The 19,432-nt window shown below is 37.2% G+C and carries 20 protein-coding genes; 10 read left to right on the top strand and 10 right to left on the bottom strand.

Annotation, left to right across the window (positions count from 1 at the left end):
• Positions 1–99: 99 nt before the first annotated feature.
• From BW964_RS20465 to BW964_RS20440, 6 genes are all read left to right on the top strand, one after another.
• Positions 100–966: a polysaccharide deacetylase family protein gene (locus BW964_RS20465; protein ID WP_076510146.1), complete on the top strand. Its 867-nt coding sequence runs from the start codon at positions 100–102 to the stop codon at positions 964–966.
• A 170-nt stretch (positions 967–1,136) separates the two neighbouring features.
• Entirely contained in the window at positions 1,137–1,796 is a 660-nt protein-coding gene (locus BW964_RS20460) for a YggS family pyridoxal phosphate-dependent enzyme (RefSeq protein ID WP_076510143.1), read from the top strand.
• Positions 1,797–1,852: 56 nt separating this feature from the next.
• Positions 1,853–3,037: a sigma-54-dependent transcriptional regulator gene (locus BW964_RS20455; RefSeq protein WP_076510141.1), complete on the top strand. Its 1,185-nt coding sequence runs from the start codon at positions 1,853–1,855 to the stop codon at positions 3,035–3,037.
• 105 nt (positions 3,038–3,142) lie between these two features.
• Positions 3,143–4,501, top strand: coding sequence for an MATE family efflux transporter (locus tag BW964_RS20450; protein WP_076510139.1), 1,359 nt, complete (start codon positions 3,143–3,145; stop codon positions 4,499–4,501).
• A 179-nt stretch (positions 4,502–4,680) separates the two neighbouring features.
• Positions 4,681–5,508 carry a GLPGLI family protein gene (locus BW964_RS20445; RefSeq protein WP_076510137.1) on the top strand — a complete coding sequence of 276 codons (828 nt, stop codon included), beginning with the start codon at positions 4,681–4,683 and terminating at the stop codon, positions 5,506–5,508.
• Positions 5,509–5,519: 11 nt separating this feature from the next.
• Complete coding sequence (locus BW964_RS20440; protein ID WP_076510135.1) at positions 5,520–6,008, top strand: hypothetical protein; 489 nt, start codon at positions 5,520–5,522, stop codon at positions 6,006–6,008.
• 58 nt (positions 6,009–6,066) lie between these two features.
• Here the strand turns inward: BW964_RS20440 and BW964_RS20435 are convergent, their stop codons facing one another.
• Together BW964_RS20435 and BW964_RS20430 are read right to left on the bottom strand one after the other, a co-directional pair.
• Positions 6,067–6,567 (bottom strand): GNAT family N-acetyltransferase, encoded by a 501-nt coding sequence (locus tag BW964_RS20435; protein ID WP_076510133.1) that lies wholly within the window; start codon positions 6,565–6,567, stop codon positions 6,067–6,069.
• A 268-nt stretch (positions 6,568–6,835) separates the two neighbouring features.
• Positions 6,836–7,402 (bottom strand): Crp/Fnr family transcriptional regulator, encoded by a 567-nt coding sequence (locus BW964_RS20430; protein ID WP_076510131.1) that lies wholly within the window; start codon positions 7,400–7,402, stop codon positions 6,836–6,838.
• A 77-nt stretch (positions 7,403–7,479) separates the two neighbouring features.
• On the opposite strand from BW964_RS20430, the gene BW964_RS20425 reads away from it, so the two are divergent.
• Positions 7,480–8,169, top strand: a complete 690-nt coding sequence (locus tag BW964_RS20425) for an HAD family hydrolase (protein WP_076510129.1) — start codon at positions 7,480–7,482, stop codon at positions 8,167–8,169.
• A gap of 635 nt (positions 8,170–8,804) precedes the next feature.
• Here the strand turns inward: BW964_RS20425 and BW964_RS20420 are convergent.
• Positions 8,805–11,207, bottom strand: coding sequence for a S9 family peptidase (locus BW964_RS20420; protein ID WP_076510127.1), 2,403 nt, complete (start codon positions 11,205–11,207; stop codon positions 8,805–8,807).
• A gap of 127 nt (positions 11,208–11,334) precedes the next feature.
• On the opposite strand from BW964_RS20420, the gene BW964_RS22625 reads away from it, so the two are divergent.
• Positions 11,335–11,490 carry a bacteriocin-like protein gene (locus BW964_RS22625; RefSeq protein ID WP_165789190.1) on the top strand — a complete coding sequence of 52 codons (156 nt, stop codon included), beginning with the start codon at positions 11,335–11,337 and terminating at the stop codon, positions 11,488–11,490.
• A gap of 71 nt (positions 11,491–11,561) precedes the next feature.
• On the opposite strand, the gene BW964_RS20415 is transcribed toward BW964_RS22625, so the two are convergent.
• Together BW964_RS20415 and era are read right to left on the bottom strand one after the other, a co-directional pair.
• Entirely contained in the window at positions 11,562–11,990 is a 429-nt protein-coding gene (locus BW964_RS20415) for a DoxX family protein (protein WP_076510125.1), read from the bottom strand.
• 67 nt (positions 11,991–12,057) lie between these two features.
• Positions 12,058–12,933 carry a GTPase Era gene (gene era, locus BW964_RS20410; protein ID WP_076510123.1) on the bottom strand — a complete coding sequence of 292 codons (876 nt, stop codon included), beginning with the start codon at positions 12,931–12,933 and terminating at the stop codon, positions 12,058–12,060.
• 223 nt (positions 12,934–13,156) lie between these two features.
• Here era and BW964_RS20405 point away from each other — a divergent pair, with 223 nt between their 5' ends.
• Both BW964_RS20405 and BW964_RS20400 read left to right on the top strand, forming a co-directional pair.
• Positions 13,157–13,720, top strand: a complete 564-nt coding sequence (locus tag BW964_RS20405; RefSeq protein WP_076510121.1) for a Crp/Fnr family transcriptional regulator — start codon at positions 13,157–13,159, stop codon at positions 13,718–13,720.
• A 213-nt stretch (positions 13,721–13,933) separates the two neighbouring features.
• Positions 13,934–14,260 carry a DMT family transporter gene (locus BW964_RS20400; protein WP_076510119.1) on the top strand — a complete coding sequence of 109 codons (327 nt, stop codon included), beginning with the start codon at positions 13,934–13,936 and terminating at the stop codon, positions 14,258–14,260.
• Between the two features lie 68 nt (positions 14,261–14,328).
• Here the strand turns inward: BW964_RS20400 and BW964_RS20395 are convergent, their stop codons facing one another.
• From BW964_RS20395 to gpmI, 5 genes are all read right to left on the bottom strand, one after another.
• A complete protein-coding gene (locus BW964_RS20395) occupies positions 14,329–15,096 on the bottom strand; it encodes a class I SAM-dependent methyltransferase (RefSeq protein ID WP_076510117.1) in 768 nt (255 codons plus the stop codon).
• Positions 15,096–15,905 (bottom strand): type I methionyl aminopeptidase, encoded by an 810-nt coding sequence (gene map / locus BW964_RS20390; protein ID WP_076510115.1) that lies wholly within the window; start codon positions 15,903–15,905, stop codon positions 15,096–15,098. Before map ends, BW964_RS20395 begins: the two co-directional genes overlap by 1 nt.
• 169 nt (positions 15,906–16,074) lie before the next feature.
• Entirely contained in the window at positions 16,075–16,506 is a 432-nt protein-coding gene (locus tag BW964_RS20385) for a BT0820 family HAD-type phosphatase (RefSeq protein ID WP_076510113.1), read from the bottom strand.
• A gap of 95 nt (positions 16,507–16,601) precedes the next feature.
• The gene (locus BW964_RS20380) at positions 16,602–17,582 is read right to left on the bottom strand and encodes an acyl-ACP desaturase (RefSeq protein WP_076510111.1); all 981 of its coding nucleotides are present in this window, start codon (positions 17,580–17,582) and stop codon (positions 16,602–16,604) included.
• A 150-nt stretch (positions 17,583–17,732) separates the two neighbouring features.
• Positions 17,733–19,274, bottom strand: coding sequence for a 2,3-bisphosphoglycerate-independent phosphoglycerate mutase (gene gpmI, locus BW964_RS20375; protein WP_076510109.1), 1,542 nt, complete (start codon positions 19,272–19,274; stop codon positions 17,733–17,735).
• Positions 19,275–19,432 lie beyond the last annotated feature (158 nt).

Genomic DNA, 19,432 nt, shown 5'->3' with positions numbered 1-19,432 from the left:
AATTAAAAAGTAAAAAATTAACAAATCATGGCATATAATTTGTTAACATTTGAGTAGTATTTTAACGATTTTTTAACTTTTTAAATCTCCATTATCTTTATGAAAAAAAAATTTGGGGAAAAGTCAAGAAACATGACTTTTCTTGGGATGACTGCATTGATGAGTGCGGCCTCAATTGTATTCAACAGCTGTAATAACAAAACCGATGTGAAAGAATTTGATCAGATTACTTCACAGCAACATCCCACCGTACCAACGGTCCCCCAAATAGATGATGAGAGTGTAGAAACCGATAAAAGAATTATCTACCTTACTTTTGATGACGGCCCCAACCAGGGAACGGAAAATCTGCTTAAAATTTTAAACAAAAGAAACGTTTGCGCCACCGCCTTTTTGGTAGGAAAACACGCCTATGGAAGCAAGAGACAGAAAGATGATCTGGAACTTTTAAAAAGCAACCCACTCATCGAACTGGCCAATCACAGCTTTACACATGCCCATAATAAATACACCGATTTCTATAAAAATGCTGATGCAGTAGTCCGCGATTTCGATATCGCCAAAGACAGCCTGAAACTTTACGATAAAATAGCAAGAACTCCCGGCAGAAATATCTGGAGACTGAACAACATTAACGTTACCGACATCAAAAGCTCTACAGATGCAGCCAATGGCCTTAAAAAAGCGGGTTATAAAGTCATCGGATGGGATCTTGAGTGGAGACCTTCTCAAAAAATGACTTTGAAAGGCAGCCACGAAGCGATGATTAAAAAGGTGGACAGCATCTTCCTGAATGATCTTGAAAAAACCTCGAGACACCTGGTTTTCCTTACGCATGATCAATACCTCAGAGATGCAGATTCTATCAATGAGCTGGATATGTTTATTGAGAAACTACAGAAAAGCAACAAGTTTGTATTCAGAAAGATTTCTCAGTATCCGAAGATTAATGACATCCTTAATTAATATAATAATGTAACAATGCAATAATCTAACAGTGTAACAACTTAATGAAGCGGGAATATATTACATTGGTGGTAAACTAGCAACTAGCAACTAGCAACAAATATAAACTGTCAACAACAATTTTACAGATTCATTAGTTTTTTCCTTTTATAATTCAGAAATTTGCATTTATGGATCTTAAAGAAAATTATACAGCGATAAAAAATCAGCTTCCATCAGGCGTTCAGCTGGTAGCAGTTTCCAAAACACATCCGGTTGAAGCTGTTCAGGAAGTTTATGATCTGGGGCAAAAAGTCTTTGGTGAAAACAAAGTTCAGGAGCTTATGGAGAAATACCCTCTCCTGCCCAAAGATATAGAATGGCACCTGATCGGGCATTTACAAACGAATAAGGTTAAATACATTGCTCCGTTTATTGATACCATCCAAAGTGCGGATTCTGAAAAACTTCTTACAGAGATCAGTAAAGAGGCGGCTAAAAACAACAGAACGATCAAAGTATTGCTTCAGGTCAAAATTGCTGCGGAAGAAAGTAAATTCGGGCTTGAGATTCCTGAGGCAAAACTCTTATTCCAACAGTATATTGATGGTGGATTTCCGAATGTTGAAATTACAGGATTGATGGGAATGGCTACTTTTACAGAGGATGAAGAGCAGGTAAGAGGAGAATTTTCCGTTTTGAAAGGGCTTTTTGATGAATTGACTCAACTAAAAACACTGGAAACTTTATCAATGGGAATGAGTGACGATTTCCCGGCTGCCATTGAATGCGGTGCCAATTCCGTGAGGGTGGGATCTGCTATTTTCGGCAGAAGAGATTACTCAAAATAGTATATTTAGGTATAGTTTTTGCTAATAATTGAATCAAAAAATCTAAATTTGCAACTATGCAAAAAATCCTTATTGTAGAAGACGAAAAAGCAATCTCGGGAGTATTACACAGTATCCTTTCTGATGAACTTACCGAATACGAATTTGTTATCGCTGAAGATGGCCTTGAAGGCTACAAACAGATAGAAAAAGAAGATTTCGCATTGGTGATCTCTGATATCAAGATGCCTAAACTTTCAGGAACAGAACTTTTAAAGCAAAGTATGATGTTGAAACCTGAAAGCACATTTATCATGATCTCAGGTCACGCGGATATTGATTCTGCTGTTTCCTGTTTAAAGGAAGGTGCATATGACTTTATTTCCAAACCTATCGACATCAACAGACTGATCACCAGTGTAAAAAATGCCTTAGCTAAAGAAAGTCTGAAAAAGGAAAATAAAAATCTTCAAACTGAAAATAAGACCTTAAAAAGAAAGGTCAACAAAAAATACCAGATGATCGGTGATTCTCCTGCTTTGAAAAAAATTCAGGACATGATCGAAAAAGTAGCGGTTTCTGACGCCAGAGTTCTAATCACAGGACCCAACGGTGCAGGAAAAGAATTGGTAGCTCATGCTATTCACAATCAAAGTGAGCGTGCAAGAGGTCCGATGATCGAAGTAAACTGTGCGGCTATTCCATCTGAACTTATTGAATCTGAACTTTTCGGACACGTAAAAGGGTCTTTCACCGGAGCTATTAAAGACAAGCAAGGGAAATTTGAACAGGCTAATGGAGGGACCATCTTTTTGGATGAGATCGGAGATATGAGTCTTATTGCTCAGGCGAAGGTCTTGAGAGCATTGCAGGAAAGCAAAGTTTCTCCTGTGGGAAGTGACAAGGAAATCAAAGTTGATGTAAGGGTAATTGCAGCAACGAATAAAAACATGCAGAAGGAGATTGAAGAAGGGAAGTTCAGGGAAGACCTTTACCACAGGCTTTCTGTGATTGAAATCTATGTTCCGCCATTGGATGACAGAAAAGAAGATATCAAATTATTAGTGGATCATTTTTCCGGTATGATTGCCGATGAACATGGTACTGCTGTGAAAAAATTTGATGATAAAGCGATTGAAGCGCTTAAAGTCCTTTCATGGACTGGAAATATTAGAGAACTGAGAAATGTGGTGGAAAGATTAATTATTCTTGGCGGAAATTCTGTTTCCGAAGAGGATGTTGCAAGTTTTGTAAGGAAATAATTTAATTGAACATTAAATATATGATAACAATTTGCAGTAGCCCTACTGCAAATTTTTTTTTGCTCTATTTTTAAATATTAAACTCTATATGAATCATCAACTATTATGAATTTTTTAAACAAAAACTATACGAAAGAATGTCTCACACTGGCTCTTCCTGTAATGCTTACGCAGGTGGGGCAGGTCTCGGTGAATCTGTTCGACAATATTATTGTCGGAAAACTTTTAGGTGCGGATGCTCTTGCTTCCGTTTCATTGGGAAATGCTGTATTTTTCTCAGTATTTGTATTGGCATTGGGATTTTCGTTTGCCATTCCGCCATTAGTTTCTGAAGCTCAGTCCAAGCAGGATCACGGAACCATTAATTCTGTATTCAGCCATGGGTTTGTCATCAATATGTCTGTAGGAGTTATTTTAATGGGGCTTTTGCTTTTGGGGATGCCGCTACTCTATCATTCGGGGCAGCCGGCGAAGATTATTCCCAATACGGTAGACTTTCTGGGAATCATGGCCATCAGTATGATACCCTTTATGGCATTTCAGACGCTTCGTGAGGTTTCTGAAGGTCTTTCCTATACCATTGGTGTGACCAAAGCCACGATCATTGCCAATATCATCAATATTGTTCTGAACTATGTTTTGATCAAAGGGATCTGGATCTTCCCTGAGATGGGGGTAAAAGGGTCTGCTTTGGCCACACTGATTTCCAGAATATTCATGGTAGTGTTCCTTTATGTTGTATTGGTGAAAGAGAAAAAAACAAGAAGATATATTAAAGACTTTTCTTTAAAAATCCAGGTTTTCTCTAAAAGTATGTTTGATAAAATGGTGAAACTCGGGCTGCCTACCGCTTTACAGATGTTCTTTGAAGTAACAGCCTTCGCAGGGGCGGCATTTATTTGTGGGCTGATCTCAGCTCATGATATCGCTTCCCATCAGATTGCTCTGAGTATGGCATCATTTACCTTCAACCTGTGTGTAGGATTTAGTGTAGCTTCTACGGTGATGATTGGGAAAAAGCTTGGTGAACAGAATTTTGTTGAATTAAGAAAGGTGGGGATCAACAACCTGAAGATCGCTTTTATTTTCATGTGTATTTGTGGATTGGTGTTCATTCTGGGAAGAAATATACTTCCGACTTTCTTTACTAAAAAAGAAGAAGTTGAAGTGATAATGCTGGCCTCAAAATTAATGATTATTGCTGCCTTATTCCAGCTTTCAGATGGGGTTCAGGTAACAGCTTTAGGAATGCTGAGAGGGCTTCAGGATGTAAAAATACCTTCCATTTATACATTTATCGCTTACTGGGTGATTACAATTCCTTTAGGCTATTTCCTGTGTGTCACTTTAGAAATGGGCGCTTTCGGAATGTGGATTGCTTTAGGATTAGGACTTACCGTGTCTGCGGTTTTCCTTGTGAAGCGATTTTTAAATATGTCTGCGAAAAGGATTAAGCAGAATTAATGGAATGGGAAGATGGAAGAGAGAGGCTGGAAGTTAATATTCGCCAGATTCATTTATTTTCGATCTTTAAACTTTCTGACATCATAAAAAAAGTTTGCAAAAAAAGCTTCGCGAAGTCTTCGACTTCGCGAAGCTTTTTTTATTTTTGGTCCCGCTATTAAACAGAATCAAAAAAAACCATGAAAAAAATTATATGCCTTCTGGCTTTGTATGCAGGTTCATTCTATCATTCACAGACCAACCGATTTATTTATGAGCTACAATACCGGAAAGATGGTTCGGAAGAGTACAGACAGAACCTGATGAATCTTGATATCAGTCCGAAATCCGTCAAGTTTTATGATCAAAAATTCGCCGACTATGATTCCATCAATAAAAATGCAAACCAATCTGTTTCAAGGTACAGTACGAAAACCGATCAGGTGATAGAAAGAGCACCGGATTCTTTTAAAAACAAATGGTACAGGGACTTCTTTGATTATTTCGTGGTCAATACAAATGACGAAATGAAATGGAAATTGCTTCAGGAAACCCAGGAATACAATGGTTACAAGCTTCAAAAAGCGACGACCGATTTCGGAGGCAGAACCTGGAATGCATGGTTTTCCAATGAGGTGAACATTAAAGAAGGTCCTTACAAATTCAGAGGGCTTCCGGGCCTGATCTTTATTCTGGAAGACACAGATCAAAATTTCATTTATAAACTGATCAGTAATAAAAAGCTAGATACCGACTATGACACCAAAGATTTTGTAGAAACCCATTACGGAAAAACAGCCATTCCTATTTCCAACGAGAAATTTAATCAGTATATCGAAGACATTTATGAAAATCCAACAAGGATGTTTTCAGAAAATATAAAAAACGGACAGAAAGCCACTTTTAAGAACGAAAGTATAGAATCTGTTGAAGAACTTAATAAAAAGAAGTCAATGCTTCAGAACGGGATAAAAAGCCGTTACATTTACATTGAAAAGGATAAGGAACCTTCTTTTAAAACGAAGTAACTTCTTTAAAAATGGGTTTAAGTATAGAAGAATTACGAAGACATGCTCTCTTCGATCCTACATTTGGAAGATTAGAAATCATTATTGAAGGCTTAAATAAAGCAATAACATATTTCAGAGGAAATGAATTAGCAATTGATTGGTGGGGCTCATTGGACGATAAAAAAGAATATGAGTCTATGTACAAACTTGCAATTTTAGCCATTGAAGATTATTTAAAATTAACAATAAAAGGTTTTTTTGACATTCATGAAGAAAAAGATTATGTCACTTTTTATGAATCCGAGCCCCATATTGATCTGATTTTTCTTTTAGCTGACTATATAAAATCAAATTCAAAAGCATCCAAAGAATCATTCAGCAAGTTTGATCTAAGTATAGACAATTATCCAATTTATCATGGTGTTGTACTCCTGAATAAAGATCAAGATTTAAATGAAATTCTCAAAAATCTGAAAGAGTATAGAGCTAAACTTATCGATTTAAAATATCCGGAATAGATCTATTCCTTACAAATTCGGCGAAGTCTTCAACTTCGCCGAATTTGATTTATATCAATTATCCAACCCTTTTCCCTAAAATCGTCAAGCTCCTTTCGATCCCATCCAGAACCGCTACATTAGGAAACATTCCCCATTCTTCAAACCCGAAATATCTGAAAAGTTTCATACTGGCTTCATTATGAGAAAAGATAAATCCGAGAAGCGTTTTTATTCCTAAGCCCGGTGCGCTGGCGATACAGTGTTCCATTACTTTCTTTCCGTACCCTTTTCCTCTGCAGGATTCATCCATGTAAATACTCATTTCAACGGTTCCATTGTAGGCAGGCCTTCCGTAAAATGAAGAAAAACTTACCCATCCAACCGTTTCATGATCATTTTCAATAATCCAAAGCGGTCTTGTTTCAGGATTGTGATCTTCAAACCATTCTTTTCTGCTTTCTACAGAAACATTCTCTGTATCTGCGGTTACCATTCTTGAAGGAATGGTAGAATTGTAGATCTCAACTATCTTTTCTAAATCTTTCAGATCAGCGTTTCTGAATTGTAAGTCTTGCATTTTTATAGGTTCGGTTTTATTTCATGCAAAAATAAGAAGTAAAAACTTTTACACGTAGAGATTCAATCAATAATTGCAATTATTGTCGGGATGGAAGCTGGAAGAGGGAGGATGGAAGTTACTATTAGGGTTTTATATAGCCTTGTCAAGGCTATTACTCGAAATTTTTACGGTAAAAAGAAGCAGTCCAACTGTTTTTGTTTGAAAATGTAGCAGCTATCTTTTCACATTCAATGACTCCCCTCTTCCATCCTCCATCTTCCCTACTTTATTTACCCAAATTCTTCAGCGTCCTGTTCAGGCTTCTCACCGTAATTCCCAGGTAAGCCGCCATATCTTCTTTTGACATCTGAATATCCTGCTGTACCTGTAGTTCAAGAAGTTGCTTCAAAGTATGTTCAGCGGCATACAACTGCTGATAAGAAGCTCTTTTGGAAGTATTGACAATGCGTTCAGCAAAGACATCCAACAGATGATTATTTAACGAAAGATCGGTTTTGATTAATGCTCTGAAATATGGAATAGCTATCGCATAAACGGTGACCTCTGTTACTGCCTCAATACTGCAAAGGCAGGAAATATTCCGGATCAGTTCTATTTCTCCGATGACCTCTCCTTTTCCCAGGAACTCAACAATGTATTCTTTATCGTTTTCTTCAACAAAAAAACATTTGGTAATGCCTTCTTTGATCAACATTACTTTAGATGGGGTTTCATTCTGACTCAATATCCTTTCCCCTTTTGAAAAAGACCTGATGATGATATCTTCTTTACGTTCCTGTTTTTCGTAAAGATCTTCTGCATAGTTTAAAAACAACTGGTTAGTCCGTAACATATTTTATCCGGGACAAATGTCCTTTGGCGATTGAATTTTTATACTGAATTTTGTCGGGAGAAAAATACAAAAGTAAAATGAATAATCACATAACGACAATCGCCTTTGATGCAGATGATACCCTTTGGATCAACGAACCTTATTTTCAGGAAGCGGAGAAAGAATTCTGTGTGCTGCTGGAAGATTATCTACCGCAACATTCCGTATCTCAGGAATTATTTAAAACCGAAATGCAGAACCTCCATCTGTATGGTTATGGTGTAAAAGGTTTTATGCTGTGTATGATTGAAACGGTAAGCAGAGTTTCCGGTGGCACCGCATCGATGCAGCTGATCAACCGCACTATTGAAATCGGTCAGGAACTTCTTCAGAAACCCATAGAATTGCTGGAGGGAGTTACCGAAACATTAGATGCTTTAAAAGGAAAATACCGACTGGTAGTCGCCACAAAAGGAGATCTGCTGGATCAGGAACGTAAGCTTAAAAATTCAGGATTGCAGGAATATTTTCACCATATCGAAATTATGAGTGACAAAAAGGAAAGCGATTATCAAAAGCTGTTGAAACATCTGGACTGTCAGCCTGAACACTTTCTGATGCTTGGGAATTCTATCAAATCAGATATTCTGCCGGTACTGGAAATCGGAGGTTTTGCAGCCCATATTCCTTATCATGTGACGTGGAGCCATGAACAGCATGATCATCATCTGGAACATGACCATTTTATGGAACTGAAGTGTATTGATGAAGTGCTGAAATACTTATAAGATTAAACTTAATTCCGGATGGGGTATTTATTTTAGATTTCACATATGAGACTTCTTTCGTAAATTTTATGGCTAAGTCTCAAAACCTGGTTTGTAAAATAACTACAATCACACTTAAAGGAGATTGTTTAAAAACTGATCTTAATTTTCTTAACCTCAATAAACTTTAGTTTATTTCTTAATTTTAAAGATTAATGATTTAAGCGGTGCGCTTTGTTATCAATGAAAAAATCAATAAATTGATTTTTTTAAGTTCTTTAAACATCCCATCTTTTAAGATCTTAATTTCTTAATGTTTAAAAAAAATAAGACAGTCTGTAAAATTTCGTCATCTAAAATATCTTTTGATTTTTATTTTTTTAAACCACAAAAGTTTTTACGTTTTTTTATCTCTCACAGGTTTCTCTGATAGCACAAATTTTAATAAATGCTTTTTTAAAAACATTAAGATCAATGAAGGATATAAGTTTAGTTAAGAAAAATCATTTGGATTTTTTAAGCTATATGTCTTAAGGCGAAGCTAAAACTTAACATTCTTAAAAGCTTAACACAGAATCTTATGGTTTGAATTTTGGGCGTCAAAAAACATAAAAAAGCCCGTTTCAATCATGAACGGGCTTTCTGTCAAATTATTTTTATTTCTTCAGGCACTTCTCAAGGAACTGATCCTGTTCCCATAAAAGGTGTAGAATATTTTCTTTAGCTACATAACCATGCGCTTCTTTCGGAAGAAGAACCATTTTCACAGGAGCTCCCAGGTTTTTCAGAGCCTGGAAATACCTTTCGGTCTGCAAAGTGAAGGTTCCCGGGTTGTTATCGGCATCCCCATGAACCAAAAGCATTGGTGTTTTCATTTTGTCTGCATTCATAAATGGAGACATCGTGTTGTAAATTTCAGGAATATCCCAGTAGTTTCTCTGTTCGCTCTGGAATCCAAATGGAGTCAACGTTCTGTTGTATGCTCCACTTCTGGCAATACCACAGGCGAAAAGTTTAGAGTGAGTTAAAAGATTAGCCGTCATAAAAGCACCGTAAGAATGTCCTCCTACAGCCACTTTCTTCTTGTCAATATATCCTAGCTGATCCACCGCATTGATCGCTGCTTCAGCATTGGCCACCAACTGTGGAATAAAAGTATCGTTTGGTTCTGTTTTTCCTTCTCCGATGATCGGGAATGCAGCGTCATCCAGAACAGCATATCCTTTTGTTGTCCAGTATACGAAAGATCCGTAGTATGGAAACGTAAAGTCATTCGGGTTCTGAGTGTTTTGTCCTGCCGTATTTTTATCCTTATATTCTGTAGGGTACGCCCAGATCAGTAAAGGCAGCTTTTCTTTTTTCGCCTTTCTGTCGTAATTGGCAGGCAGATAAAGCGTTCCCGTTAAAGTAACTCCATCGTTTCTTTTATACGTAATTACCTCTTTGTAAACATCTTTAATGCTTTCGAAAGGGTTCGCAAATTGGGTTACGGCTTCTGTTTTATTAGATTTAATATTCTTTTTAAAATAGTTCGGATACAGACTTGGAGACTGCTGAGTCGTTAAAATCTCTCCTTTTGAAGGGTTCAGAATATCAATGATTTCTTCTTTACCATTCTTAACGTTGGAAGTATAAAGCCTTTTCTTTTTAAGTGACTTTACGTCCATTTCATCGATGAAAGGGTGTTGTCCATCTTTTGTAAACCCGTCTCCGATCAGGTAGGTTTTCCCTCCTTTCATATCGATAACATATCTTCCATACTGGTTTTTAGTCGTATTAAAATTTCCGGGATCACTATAAACATCCTGATAATTTCTGTCATCCAAAACTTTTGACTCCCCATTATTAAGATCTACCAAATAAGATTTGGTATTCCTTGTATCATACCAACCTTCGGACACTATGGCATAATGATCATTGGTCCAGCTTACGCCTTCATATCTCTGTTTTGTTTTAAAGAATGACTTTGGAGCAGCGGTAAAGGGAGCCTCCCACGTAAAGATCTCATCTCTGTATTCTGCAGGTTTAGACTGATCTCCTCCATCCAATGCTTCGGCAAACAATAAGGTTGCCGGCGCATCACTTCTCCATCCCATGCTTCTCTTTCCTTCTCTTACGGATGAAAATCCTTTCGGCATGATTTCATTCAATGGAACATCGTTCACCACTTTTACAGCATTTCCTTTCATATCATACACTGTAGCAGTCAATGGAAATCTGCTTAACGGAACGATATATGAAAACGGTTTTTTGATCACAACGGCCATCATATAATTTCCATCAGGAGAAAAGCTTAAACCGGAATACATATCCTGATCTTTTACTTTTTTAAGATTTCCGTTCAGATCTACGTTATAAATTTCAGAAGCAGTAAGAACCTCAAAGTTTTTTTCATCCTGGGGATTCTTTAAAAGATCCTGGTAGGTTCTGTTTTGAGAAACTTTCCCGTCTGCTGTAGAAACAATAGGTCCCGTGGGAAGGTCTTTGCTGGCATCAATCAGCGCAGGTCTGTTTTGAGGAAGTGTTCTTATCAGTAAACTTTGTGAATCATTGTACCATACATAAGGGCTTCCTAAATTGGCATTAAGATTATCATTCGTGATTTTTTTTGCTGAAGCCGTTTCCATATCCACTATCCAAAGCTCTACTCCTTTGCTGGTCGTGTTGGTGAAGACCAACTTTTTTTCGTCCGGAGAAAAAGAAATATAAGTAATTTTAGCATTGGCAGGCAAATTTTTCACCTGGGTCTCGTTTTTATCATTGATCTTTCTGATCTTCAGATTATTGGAATAGGTGATGCTGCTTGAAATATTCGTAACAGGATTGATTCTTAATCCTGCCAGTTTCATTTCCTGCTGATTAAGGTCTTCCAGTGTTTTATATGTAGGACGGTAAGTAAAAACCACCCAGTCTTTTTTGCTGTTCATCAGAACGCTTGGGGGTCTTTCATAATCTGCCAGTTTTAGGATCTCCGCAGATGGCTTTTGATAAGTAATATTCTCCTGTGCATCATAGAAATTGAGAAATGCCAGAAGGCAAATAGTCAGTTTTATCTTCATATTAATTCATTTTCTACGAAAGTAGTGATTTTTGTAATATAACTGAAATAGTTAATTTTTAATACCCAATAGCGTGATATAATTAAATAATTTTATATTAGTAGGATCAAATAATTAGAATTTTATTATGAAAAATTTAAAAAAATTATCCAAGAGAGATCTGAAAACCATTGTTGCAGGAAGTGCGCCGACTTGTGACTTAGACTACAAAGCGTGCGTTATGGGAAGTGATGCCAATGGAGCCCCGATCTGGGATTGTGTACCTCCATCCTATCCGTGCTGATCTTAGAGAAAATAAAAAAAGAGCATTAATTTTAGTTAATGCTCTTATATTGTATTCATGCTTAGACGGATTTACCAGTCTGAAGCTCTCTTTCTTTTTTCTATCATATGATCTACCGATACTTTTCCTGCACCAAAAGCCATCAGGAGAAGATATACTGAAAGATAGATCAGGCTCATTTCTCTTTTCTCAAATGGATCTGCTCCGTGAACTACAAAAGCAGCGATAATCATGGTAAAGATCAGAAAACTTAATGAAATCCTGGTAAACAATCCTAAAATAAGGAGTATAGAACAAACAAATTCAGCAATAACCGTAAGAACAAGGGATACTAAAGGCCCTAATCCGATAAAGTCAAAAAATTCAATTTTACCACCCTCCAAAAGCATCTGCAGCTTTGGAAAACCGTGAGAAAGCATCGCAAAACCTATAAATACTCTCACGAGTAATAAAATGATATCTTTAGGTACTGAGCTTGAATTTGAATTGAAATAGTTCATTTACTAAAAATTTAGATTAAAGGTAATAAAAATCTTTTAATAGAACGGAATCACGGGCATTTTTAGTTTATCTGTACCCGAAATTTTTCAAATCCCTGTCGTTTTTACGCCAGTCTTTTTTCACTTTTACAAAAAGATTCAAATGAATTTTCTTGGAAAAGAATTTTTCCAGATCGATCCTGGCTTCTGTTCCTACTTTTTTGATAGCATCCCCTTTATGGCCAATGATAATTCCTTTCTGGGTATCTCTTTCTACATAAATAATAGAATCGATGAAGATGATCCCTTCTTTTTCTTTAAACTGCTCGGTAACTACTTCTACAGAATAAGGAATTTCTTTCTCGTAGTTTAAAAGAATCTTTTCACGGATCGCTTCATTCACGAAAAACCTTTCGGGCTTATCGGTGTACTGCTCCTTATCATAATAAGCAGGGCTCTCCGGCAACAGAGATCTTAATTTCGGCAGAATGATATCTGTATTGAAAGCATTCAAGGCAGAAATAGGCAGGATCTCAGCTTTTGGAATCCTGTTGTGCCATTCTTCTACCAGTTTTTCAAGTCCTTCCTGAGTGGTCTGGTCTACTTTATTCAATAAAAGCAATACCGGAACCGGGATTTTGTTTAGTTTATCAATTAAAAATTCTGAAGGTTCAGCTTTATCCGTGACGTCTACGATGAATAAAAATACATCGGCATCCTGTAAAGAATCCTTTACAAAATCCATCATTTTCTCCTGAAGGCCATACTTCGCGTCCAATACTCCGGGAGTATCTGAAAATACGATCTGTAGGTCTTCTTCATTATAAATTCCAAAAATTCTGTGGCGGGTTGTCTGTGCCTTCTGCGTTACAATAGCCAGTTTCTCTTCCATTAATTGATTTAATAAGGTAGACTTTCCGGCATTGGGCTTTCCGACTATGTTTACAAATCCAGCTTTATGCATATAAATAGTATTACGAATTGCAAAGTTAGTAAAACAAAACTGGTCTTCACGGTTTAAGTCTACTTTTAGAAAATAAAAAAGCTTAATCTCTTGAAAAAAATCGGATGATGTGATTTTTTTCAATCATTCATCTGTATATTTATCTGGTTATTTTTAAAATCAGCTGGAATGCATTTGTATTGCATCTCTTAAAACCAATATTTTTGACCTTATAATTGACTTTATGGATATAGACCAGATTCTTGATCGTATTTATGTGCTTCCCGATGCCTCAAAAACCTCTTTGAAAAAGCATATTACGACAATTTCCCATCCTAAATATTTCTGTCTCATGGAATCTGATAAGATCATTCCCCGGATCTATTTTATAAGGAAAGGGATGGTACGAGCCTATGCTTCTACTGAAGATAATGATATTACGTTCTGGTTCGGAAGTGAAGGTGAAACTATCGTTTCTATGAAAAGCTATGTAGAAGACAAACCCGGTTATGAAAGCATTGAGCTTCTGGAAGACTGCGATCTGTACATTCTGGAAACGAAAATCCTCCGAAAACTCTTTAATGAAGACATTCATATTGCGAACTGGGGAAGAAAATTTGCAGAAAAGGAACTGGTAAAAACAGAAGAGCTCATCATTTCAAGGCAGTTTAAAACGTCGCTGGAACGGTATAAAGATCTGATGACCAATAAGTCTGATCTTCTGAAAAGGGTTCAACTAGGTCACATTGCTTCTTATCTCGGCATTACACAGGTAAGTCTGAGTAGAATTCGAGCAGAAATAAAATAAAAAAGCTGGAAATTGAAAGTTATAACGGGATACTGACTTTTGATAATCTCTCTAAAAAATGAATAAACCGTACTCTATAATTCTACTTTTAAGTATGAATAAATTTCTTTTTTGAAACTCAAATTTCACCACCCTAAAAATACATTTTTTAACAATTGTAAAATGATTTCTCCTTCAGAATCATGAAATTTGCGGGAGAGAAAATTTAAAAAAATGAATTGGATTATTTTAATCATCGCCGGATTATTTGAGGTGGCTTTTGCCTCGTGTTTAGGAAAAGCCAAAGAAACATCAGGATCTGAGATGTATTACTGGTATGCCGGCTTTCTGGTGACCATGACGATCAGTATGCTGCTGCTGATCAAAGCTACGCAAACCCTTCCTATCGGAACGGCTTATGCCGTATGGACCGGAATAGGAGCTGTAGGCACGGCTCTGATGGGAATGTTCTTTTTTAAAGATCCCGTAAGCTTCTGGAGAATATTCTTCATCGTTACCTTAATTGGTTCTGTAGTTGGACTGAAATCTGTTTCCCACTAAGATTTAAAACAATTTCTATCTATATTAAAATAAACCCGTCTTCAGATTTGAAGGCGGGTTTATTATTTTTATTTTTTGAAAACGACGGGTAAGATTTCATTTTGTCTCAAACCATATTTTCTGATTTCTTCTTCTGAAAAATTTTGGGAATAGAAATTAGGTTCTGTTTCAAAACCTGCTTTTCTTAGTCGGTCAAAATAATCCATTCCGTACCAGCGGACATGGTCGTACTGGCCAAAATGTTTCTGACGTTCTTTTGGATCTTTTATGGAAAAATCTTCATAGGTTTTCTCCAGAGTATTTCTCATCGGGACCTGAAAGATCCCCCAGCCTCCGGGTCTCATAACTCTGTAAAGCTCGCTTATGGCTTTTGCATCATCTTCTATATGTTCCAGAACATGGTTGCAAAAAACAATATCAAAACTTTCATCTGCAAAAGGTAAATCCAGAATATCCGCTTTCACATCCACGATGGGAGAAAAAAGATCTGCGGAAATATAATCCAGATTTTTCATCATCTTAAATTTTCTCAGAAATTCCTGTTCGGGAGCGATATGAAGGACTTTAGCATTTTTAATGAAAAAGTCGGTTTCATTTTGAAGATACAGCCACATCTGGCGGTGTCTCTCCAAGCTCAATGTTCCCGGAGAAAGAGCATTTTCACGCTGTTTTCCATAACCGTAAGGAAGAAATTTCCGGTAAGATTTTCCGTCGATAGGGTCATAAAACCGATCTCCCTTGAATAACTGGTAAATCAATGGTCTCGCCCAGATACTCATTTTAATAAGCATCGGACGTGGTAAAGTATTGAGTAAAAGTTTAGCTACTTTTTTCATTAAAAATCCAATTGGAATGGCTTCTCTTCATCGCTTACAATCCCTAAAGCTTCGTAAACATATTTGAATGTGGAAAGCAACACCGGTTTACCATTGATCACCGCTACATCATGCTCAAAGTGGGCAGAAGGAAGATTATCAAGGGTGGTTACCGTCCAGCCGTCATTATGGAATTTTACTTTTTCAGTCCCCATATTTACCATAGGTTCAATAGCGATGGCAAGACCGTCTTTGATGACCTTTCCACTTCCCTGCTTTCCATAATTCGGAACCTGTGGATCTTCATGCATTTTTCTTCCAAGACCATGTCCTACAAGTTCTCTTACCACTCCATATCCTTCTTTTTCACAATGGGATTGGATGGCATGAGAGATATCTCCTATTCTTTTTCCTCTTATACACTGTGCAATTCCTTTATAAAGGGATTCTTTGGTCACCTGCAACAATTTTTTAACTTCCGGCTTTACTTCGCCGATCTCAAAGGTATAAGCATGATCACCTACAAAACCGTTAAGAATAACGCCACAGTCTACAGAAAGAACATCTCCTTCCTGGATAGTATCATTATTGGGAAAACCGTGAACTACCTGATCATTGGGAGAAATACACAAAGAATTCGGGAAACCGCCATATCCTAAGAAAGCAGGTTCTGCTCCGTGATCTTTAATAAAATCGTGCGCCAGTTTATCAAGATATAAAGTATTGATTCCCGGTTTTATTTCTTTAGCAAGCATTCCCAGTGTTTTTGACACAAGGTGAGCACTCTCCTTCATGAGGCGTAGTTCCTCTATTGTTTTTAATTGAATCATTTTTTTAGATGTTAGATAGTAGATGTCACAAGTTAGACTACAGCTTAATGTATATTTTAAAGTATGATTAAATGATAGCCTTCCAACATCTACGGTTTTCTGATAAGGTTTAAACGAAGAAGCCGCATTAAAAAACTAATCTCTGGCTTCTAATTTCTATTTTAAATTATTACCAGAAAAGTCCTTTTTTCTTTTCTTTTTTAAGTTTTGAGTAAGCCAGAACTTCTTTTCCTTCAACACGGAATTCTATTCTGTCCTGGATAATATTGTAAATTTCGCCCCATCCCGGAAATCCACCTAAGTTTCTGTCATCGATGAACCAGTCTGCATCCAGTTTTCTGGATTGATTTTCGGAATCGAAAACTTCTCCCTCAAAACTGGAATTGATGGCGTAAAATTCAATGCCATTATTTTTGCAGAATTCTACCGCTTCGTCTAAAGTCTTTCCATGTCTGTAAGTCCAGAGGATCAATCTGTATCCCTCTGACTGAAGTCTCCTTAATGTTTCGAAAGCAAATATTTTCGCTTTTCCAATTGCAGGATAGGCATCATCAACGATAGTTCCGTCGAAATCCACAGCAATTTTTTTATTATTTAACATTGTCTACCTTTTTTAGCTTTGCAAAGATAAGAAATAAAAAGAGCGCCGAAAACGATGGCACTCTTAAGTTTTTATAATTTAATGATAATCTGTTACTAGCTCTTCACCCATTTAAACTGGAACTGAAGATCCGGTGTAGAAATTCTGTCTGTAATTTTCTGAAGTCTTGAAGGAAGTTTCATCAAATATTCCTGAGCTTTTTCAGCTTTCTCCGTAAGTCCTTTTACATGCTCAATCTTCCACTCATCCAGCAGATCTGATAAAATATTGATATAATCATTCCCTGTATACACCATACATCTCTGTGCGGCATCTGAAAAGTGTCCCCAAAGTTCACCTGCTTTCTGACCAGACTGTCTCATCATGTGAGCAGGCATTACGATCTTTTTACGCATCATATCTTCGAAAGCAAGAATCATTTCTGATGGATCTATTTCTAAAATTTTAGTCACGAAATGTTTATAGGCTTTAGCATGTCTGGCTTCATCTGCGGCAATAACTCCACACATTTTAGCCAGTTTCCCGTTTCCGGACTGCTTTGCCAATGTTCCTACTCTACGGTGAGAAATATTGGTAGCGGTTTCCTGAAAGCTGGTATAAACGAAATTTCTGTAAGGATCCATACTTGTTCCTAAATCGAAACCGTCATTAATTAAATATTGAGTGGTAACTTCCAGTTCTCTCATATTCACTCTTCCACACAAATAAAGATATTTGCTCAGGAGATCTCCATGTCTGTTTTCTTCACCGGTCCAGGCTCTTATCCAGCTGGCCCAGCCTATTTCATTCTTCTCCTGATCAATTCCGTCTACTCCCATCAACCATGACTCATAGGAAGGCAGTGCTTCTTCTGTGATACAGTCTCCGATCAGCGTTACGAAAAGGTCGTAAGGCATTTCACGGGCAAAAGTCTGAATTTCTTCAAGATCATATTTAAAATCAGAGCTTGATGGATCGGGAAGATAATCAGAAGGTTGCCAAATCTTTTCAATTGGCGTTAAAAATTTATCCAGAAAAGAACCTACTTCCTTTTCCAATATTCCCATTACTTCTTTTCTGACAAGCTGTTGATACATTTTACTATATGGATTTAATTTACAAAGATATGATTTATTTATTATTTGTCGCATAATAACATATGCAACCCATACGATGACTGACATAAATCATGCAAAAATGCCGCCATCTATAGTATAACGGCATTTTTCGGACATTATTATTGAATTTTAGCTAACTAAAATATCTCCGGTCATTATTTCCGGAATTGGCACTCCCATTACCTTTAAGATCGTAGGAGCTACATCCCCCAGTTTTCCGGGTTTCAGATTCCAGGTATGGTCCTTATCCATGACAATAAATGGGACAAGATTCGTAGAGTGCTGGGTATTGGGTGTTCCATCCGGATTGATCATCACATCTGAGTTTCCGTGGTCTGCAAGAATAAATACGGTATATCCGTTTTCGTATGCTGTTGTAGCCACTTTTTGAATACATTGATCTACCGTTTCAGCCGCTTTTACAGCCGCTTCAAAAACGCCGGTATGTCCTACCATATCTGTATTGGCAAAATTCAAACAAACAAAGTCAGCTGTACCGTTTTCCAGTTCCGGTACGATCACATTGGTGATGTCATAGGCAGACATTTCAGGCTTAAGATCATAGGTCGGAACATCTTTCGGACTTGGACAAAGCAGTCTTCGTTCACCATTGAACTCCTCCTCTCTGCCTCCGGAAAAGAAGAAAGTGACGTGAGGATATTTTTCGGTTTCCGCAATTCTTATCTGCGTTTTGCCATTTCTTTCAAGAATTTCTCCCATGGTATCCTTCAGTACCTCTTCATCAAATACAACCTGTACATTCTGATAGGTTTTGTCATAATTGGTTAAGGTGATATAGTGAAGGTTGAGTTTACGCATAAAGAAATCAGAAAAATCTTTCTGGGTAAGAACTTCTGTGATTTCACGTCCTCTGTCTGTACGGAAATTAAAACAGATCACCACATCTCCATCTATAATTTTGGCTACCGGTACTACATTTCCTGTTTCTGTAGTTTTCACCAGAATGATGGGCTTTAAGAACTCATCAGTTACGTTATTATCATATGAAGATTTAATAGCAGCCAGAGCATCTGTCGTTTGCAGTCCTACTCCTTCCACCATAGCATCGTATGCTAGTTTTACACGCTCCCATCTTTTGTCACGGTCCATAGCATAATATCTTCCGGTTACGGTTGCAAGCTTACCTACCGTAGTCTCCATGTGGCCCTGAAGCTCTTCAATAAAACCAAGTCCTGAATGCGGATCACAGTCTCTTCCGTCCGTAAATGCATGAACAAAAACATTTTCATGAAGCCCGAATTCCTGAGCGGCAGTTAATAAACCTTTCAAGTGATTGATATGGGAGTGTACGCCTCCATTGGAAACCAATCCGATGAAGTGTAGTTTTTTATTTTCTCTTTTAGCATAGTCGAAGGCATCCTGGATGATCTGCTGCTGTCCCAATGTTCCGTTCTCCACGGCCATATTCAGTTTCACAAGATTTTGGTAAACAACTCTCCCTGCGCCTAAATTCATGTGCCCCACTTCAGAGTTTCCCATTTGTCCTACAGGAAGTCCTACCGCCAGACCGCTGGCTTCAAGTGTTGTATGTGGAAATTTTTGATAACAGCTGTCTATAAATGGAGTGTTTGCTTTTTCTAAGGCAGACACCTCTGGATTTGTCCCCAGTCCCCATCCGTCAAGGATTGCTAATATTGCTTTTTTTGACATTTCTATAACTTTTTGTTACACAAATTTACCTAATTTCCGATGAATAGAAGAATTTGAAAGGTTTATTTTAAAAACATTCTGGTAAAAATAGTACATATTATTAGTATAGAATCTACGAATGATTTGCTTTTCTGATCTCGCGCGGATTTCGCTGATGG

This window comes from Chryseobacterium shigense (genome assembly GCF_900156575.1).
Classification (GTDB): Bacteria; Bacteroidota; Bacteroidia; order Flavobacteriales; family Weeksellaceae; genus Chryseobacterium; species Chryseobacterium shigense.
Note: the sequence above shows the minus strand (reverse complement) of the source record. Positions and strands in the feature narration are given on the sequence as shown.

Excerpts from the sequence above, each read along its gene's own strand:
- BW964_RS20400 (WP_076510119.1), top strand. The coding sequence starts at position 13,934 with ATGAATTGGATTATTTTAATCATCGCCGGATTATTTGAGGTGGCTTTT.
- BW964_RS20395 (WP_076510117.1), bottom strand. The coding sequence starts at position 15,096 with ATGAAAAAAGTAGCTAAACTTTTACTCAATACTTTACCACGTCCGATG.
- map (WP_076510115.1), bottom strand. The coding sequence starts at position 15,905 with ATGATTCAATTAAAAACAATAGAGGAACTACGCCTCATGAAGGAGAGT.
- BW964_RS20385 (WP_076510113.1), bottom strand. The coding sequence starts at position 16,506 with ATGTTAAATAATAAAAAAATTGCTGTGGATTTCGACGGAACTATCGTT.
- BW964_RS20435 (WP_076510133.1), bottom strand. The coding sequence starts at position 6,567 with ATGCAAGACTTACAATTCAGAAACGCTGATCTGAAAGATTTAGAAAAG.
- BW964_RS20465 (WP_076510146.1), top strand. The coding sequence starts at position 100 with ATGAAAAAAAAATTTGGGGAAAAGTCAAGAAACATGACTTTTCTTGGG.
- BW964_RS20455 (WP_076510141.1), top strand. The coding sequence starts at position 1,853 with ATGCAAAAAATCCTTATTGTAGAAGACGAAAAAGCAATCTCGGGAGTA.
- BW964_RS20415 (WP_076510125.1), bottom strand. The coding sequence starts at position 11,990 with ATGAACTATTTCAATTCAAATTCAAGCTCAGTACCTAAAGATATCATT.
- BW964_RS20430 (WP_076510131.1), bottom strand. The coding sequence starts at position 7,402 with ATGTTACGGACTAACCAGTTGTTTTTAAACTATGCAGAAGATCTTTAC.
- BW964_RS20445 (WP_076510137.1), top strand. The coding sequence starts at position 4,681 with ATGAAAAAAATTATATGCCTTCTGGCTTTGTATGCAGGTTCATTCTAT.
- BW964_RS22625 (WP_165789190.1), top strand. The coding sequence starts at position 11,335 with ATGAAAAATTTAAAAAAATTATCCAAGAGAGATCTGAAAACCATTGTT.
- BW964_RS20420 (WP_076510127.1), bottom strand. The coding sequence starts at position 11,207 with ATGAAGATAAAACTGACTATTTGCCTTCTGGCATTTCTCAATTTCTAT.
- BW964_RS20440 (WP_076510135.1), top strand. The coding sequence starts at position 5,520 with ATGGGTTTAAGTATAGAAGAATTACGAAGACATGCTCTCTTCGATCCT.
- BW964_RS20425 (WP_076510129.1), top strand. The coding sequence starts at position 7,480 with ATGAATAATCACATAACGACAATCGCCTTTGATGCAGATGATACCCTT.
- BW964_RS20380 (WP_076510111.1), bottom strand. The coding sequence starts at position 17,582 with ATGTATCAACAGCTTGTCAGAAAAGAAGTAATGGGAATATTGGAAAAG.
- gpmI (WP_076510109.1), bottom strand. The coding sequence starts at position 19,274 with ATGTCAAAAAAAGCAATATTAGCAATCCTTGACGGATGGGGACTGGGG.
- BW964_RS20450 (WP_076510139.1), top strand. The coding sequence starts at position 3,143 with ATGAATTTTTTAAACAAAAACTATACGAAAGAATGTCTCACACTGGCT.
- BW964_RS20405 (WP_076510121.1), top strand. The coding sequence starts at position 13,157 with ATGGATATAGACCAGATTCTTGATCGTATTTATGTGCTTCCCGATGCC.
- era (WP_076510123.1), bottom strand. The coding sequence starts at position 12,933 with ATGCATAAAGCTGGATTTGTAAACATAGTCGGAAAGCCCAATGCCGGA.
- BW964_RS20460 (WP_076510143.1), top strand. The coding sequence starts at position 1,137 with ATGGATCTTAAAGAAAATTATACAGCGATAAAAAATCAGCTTCCATCA.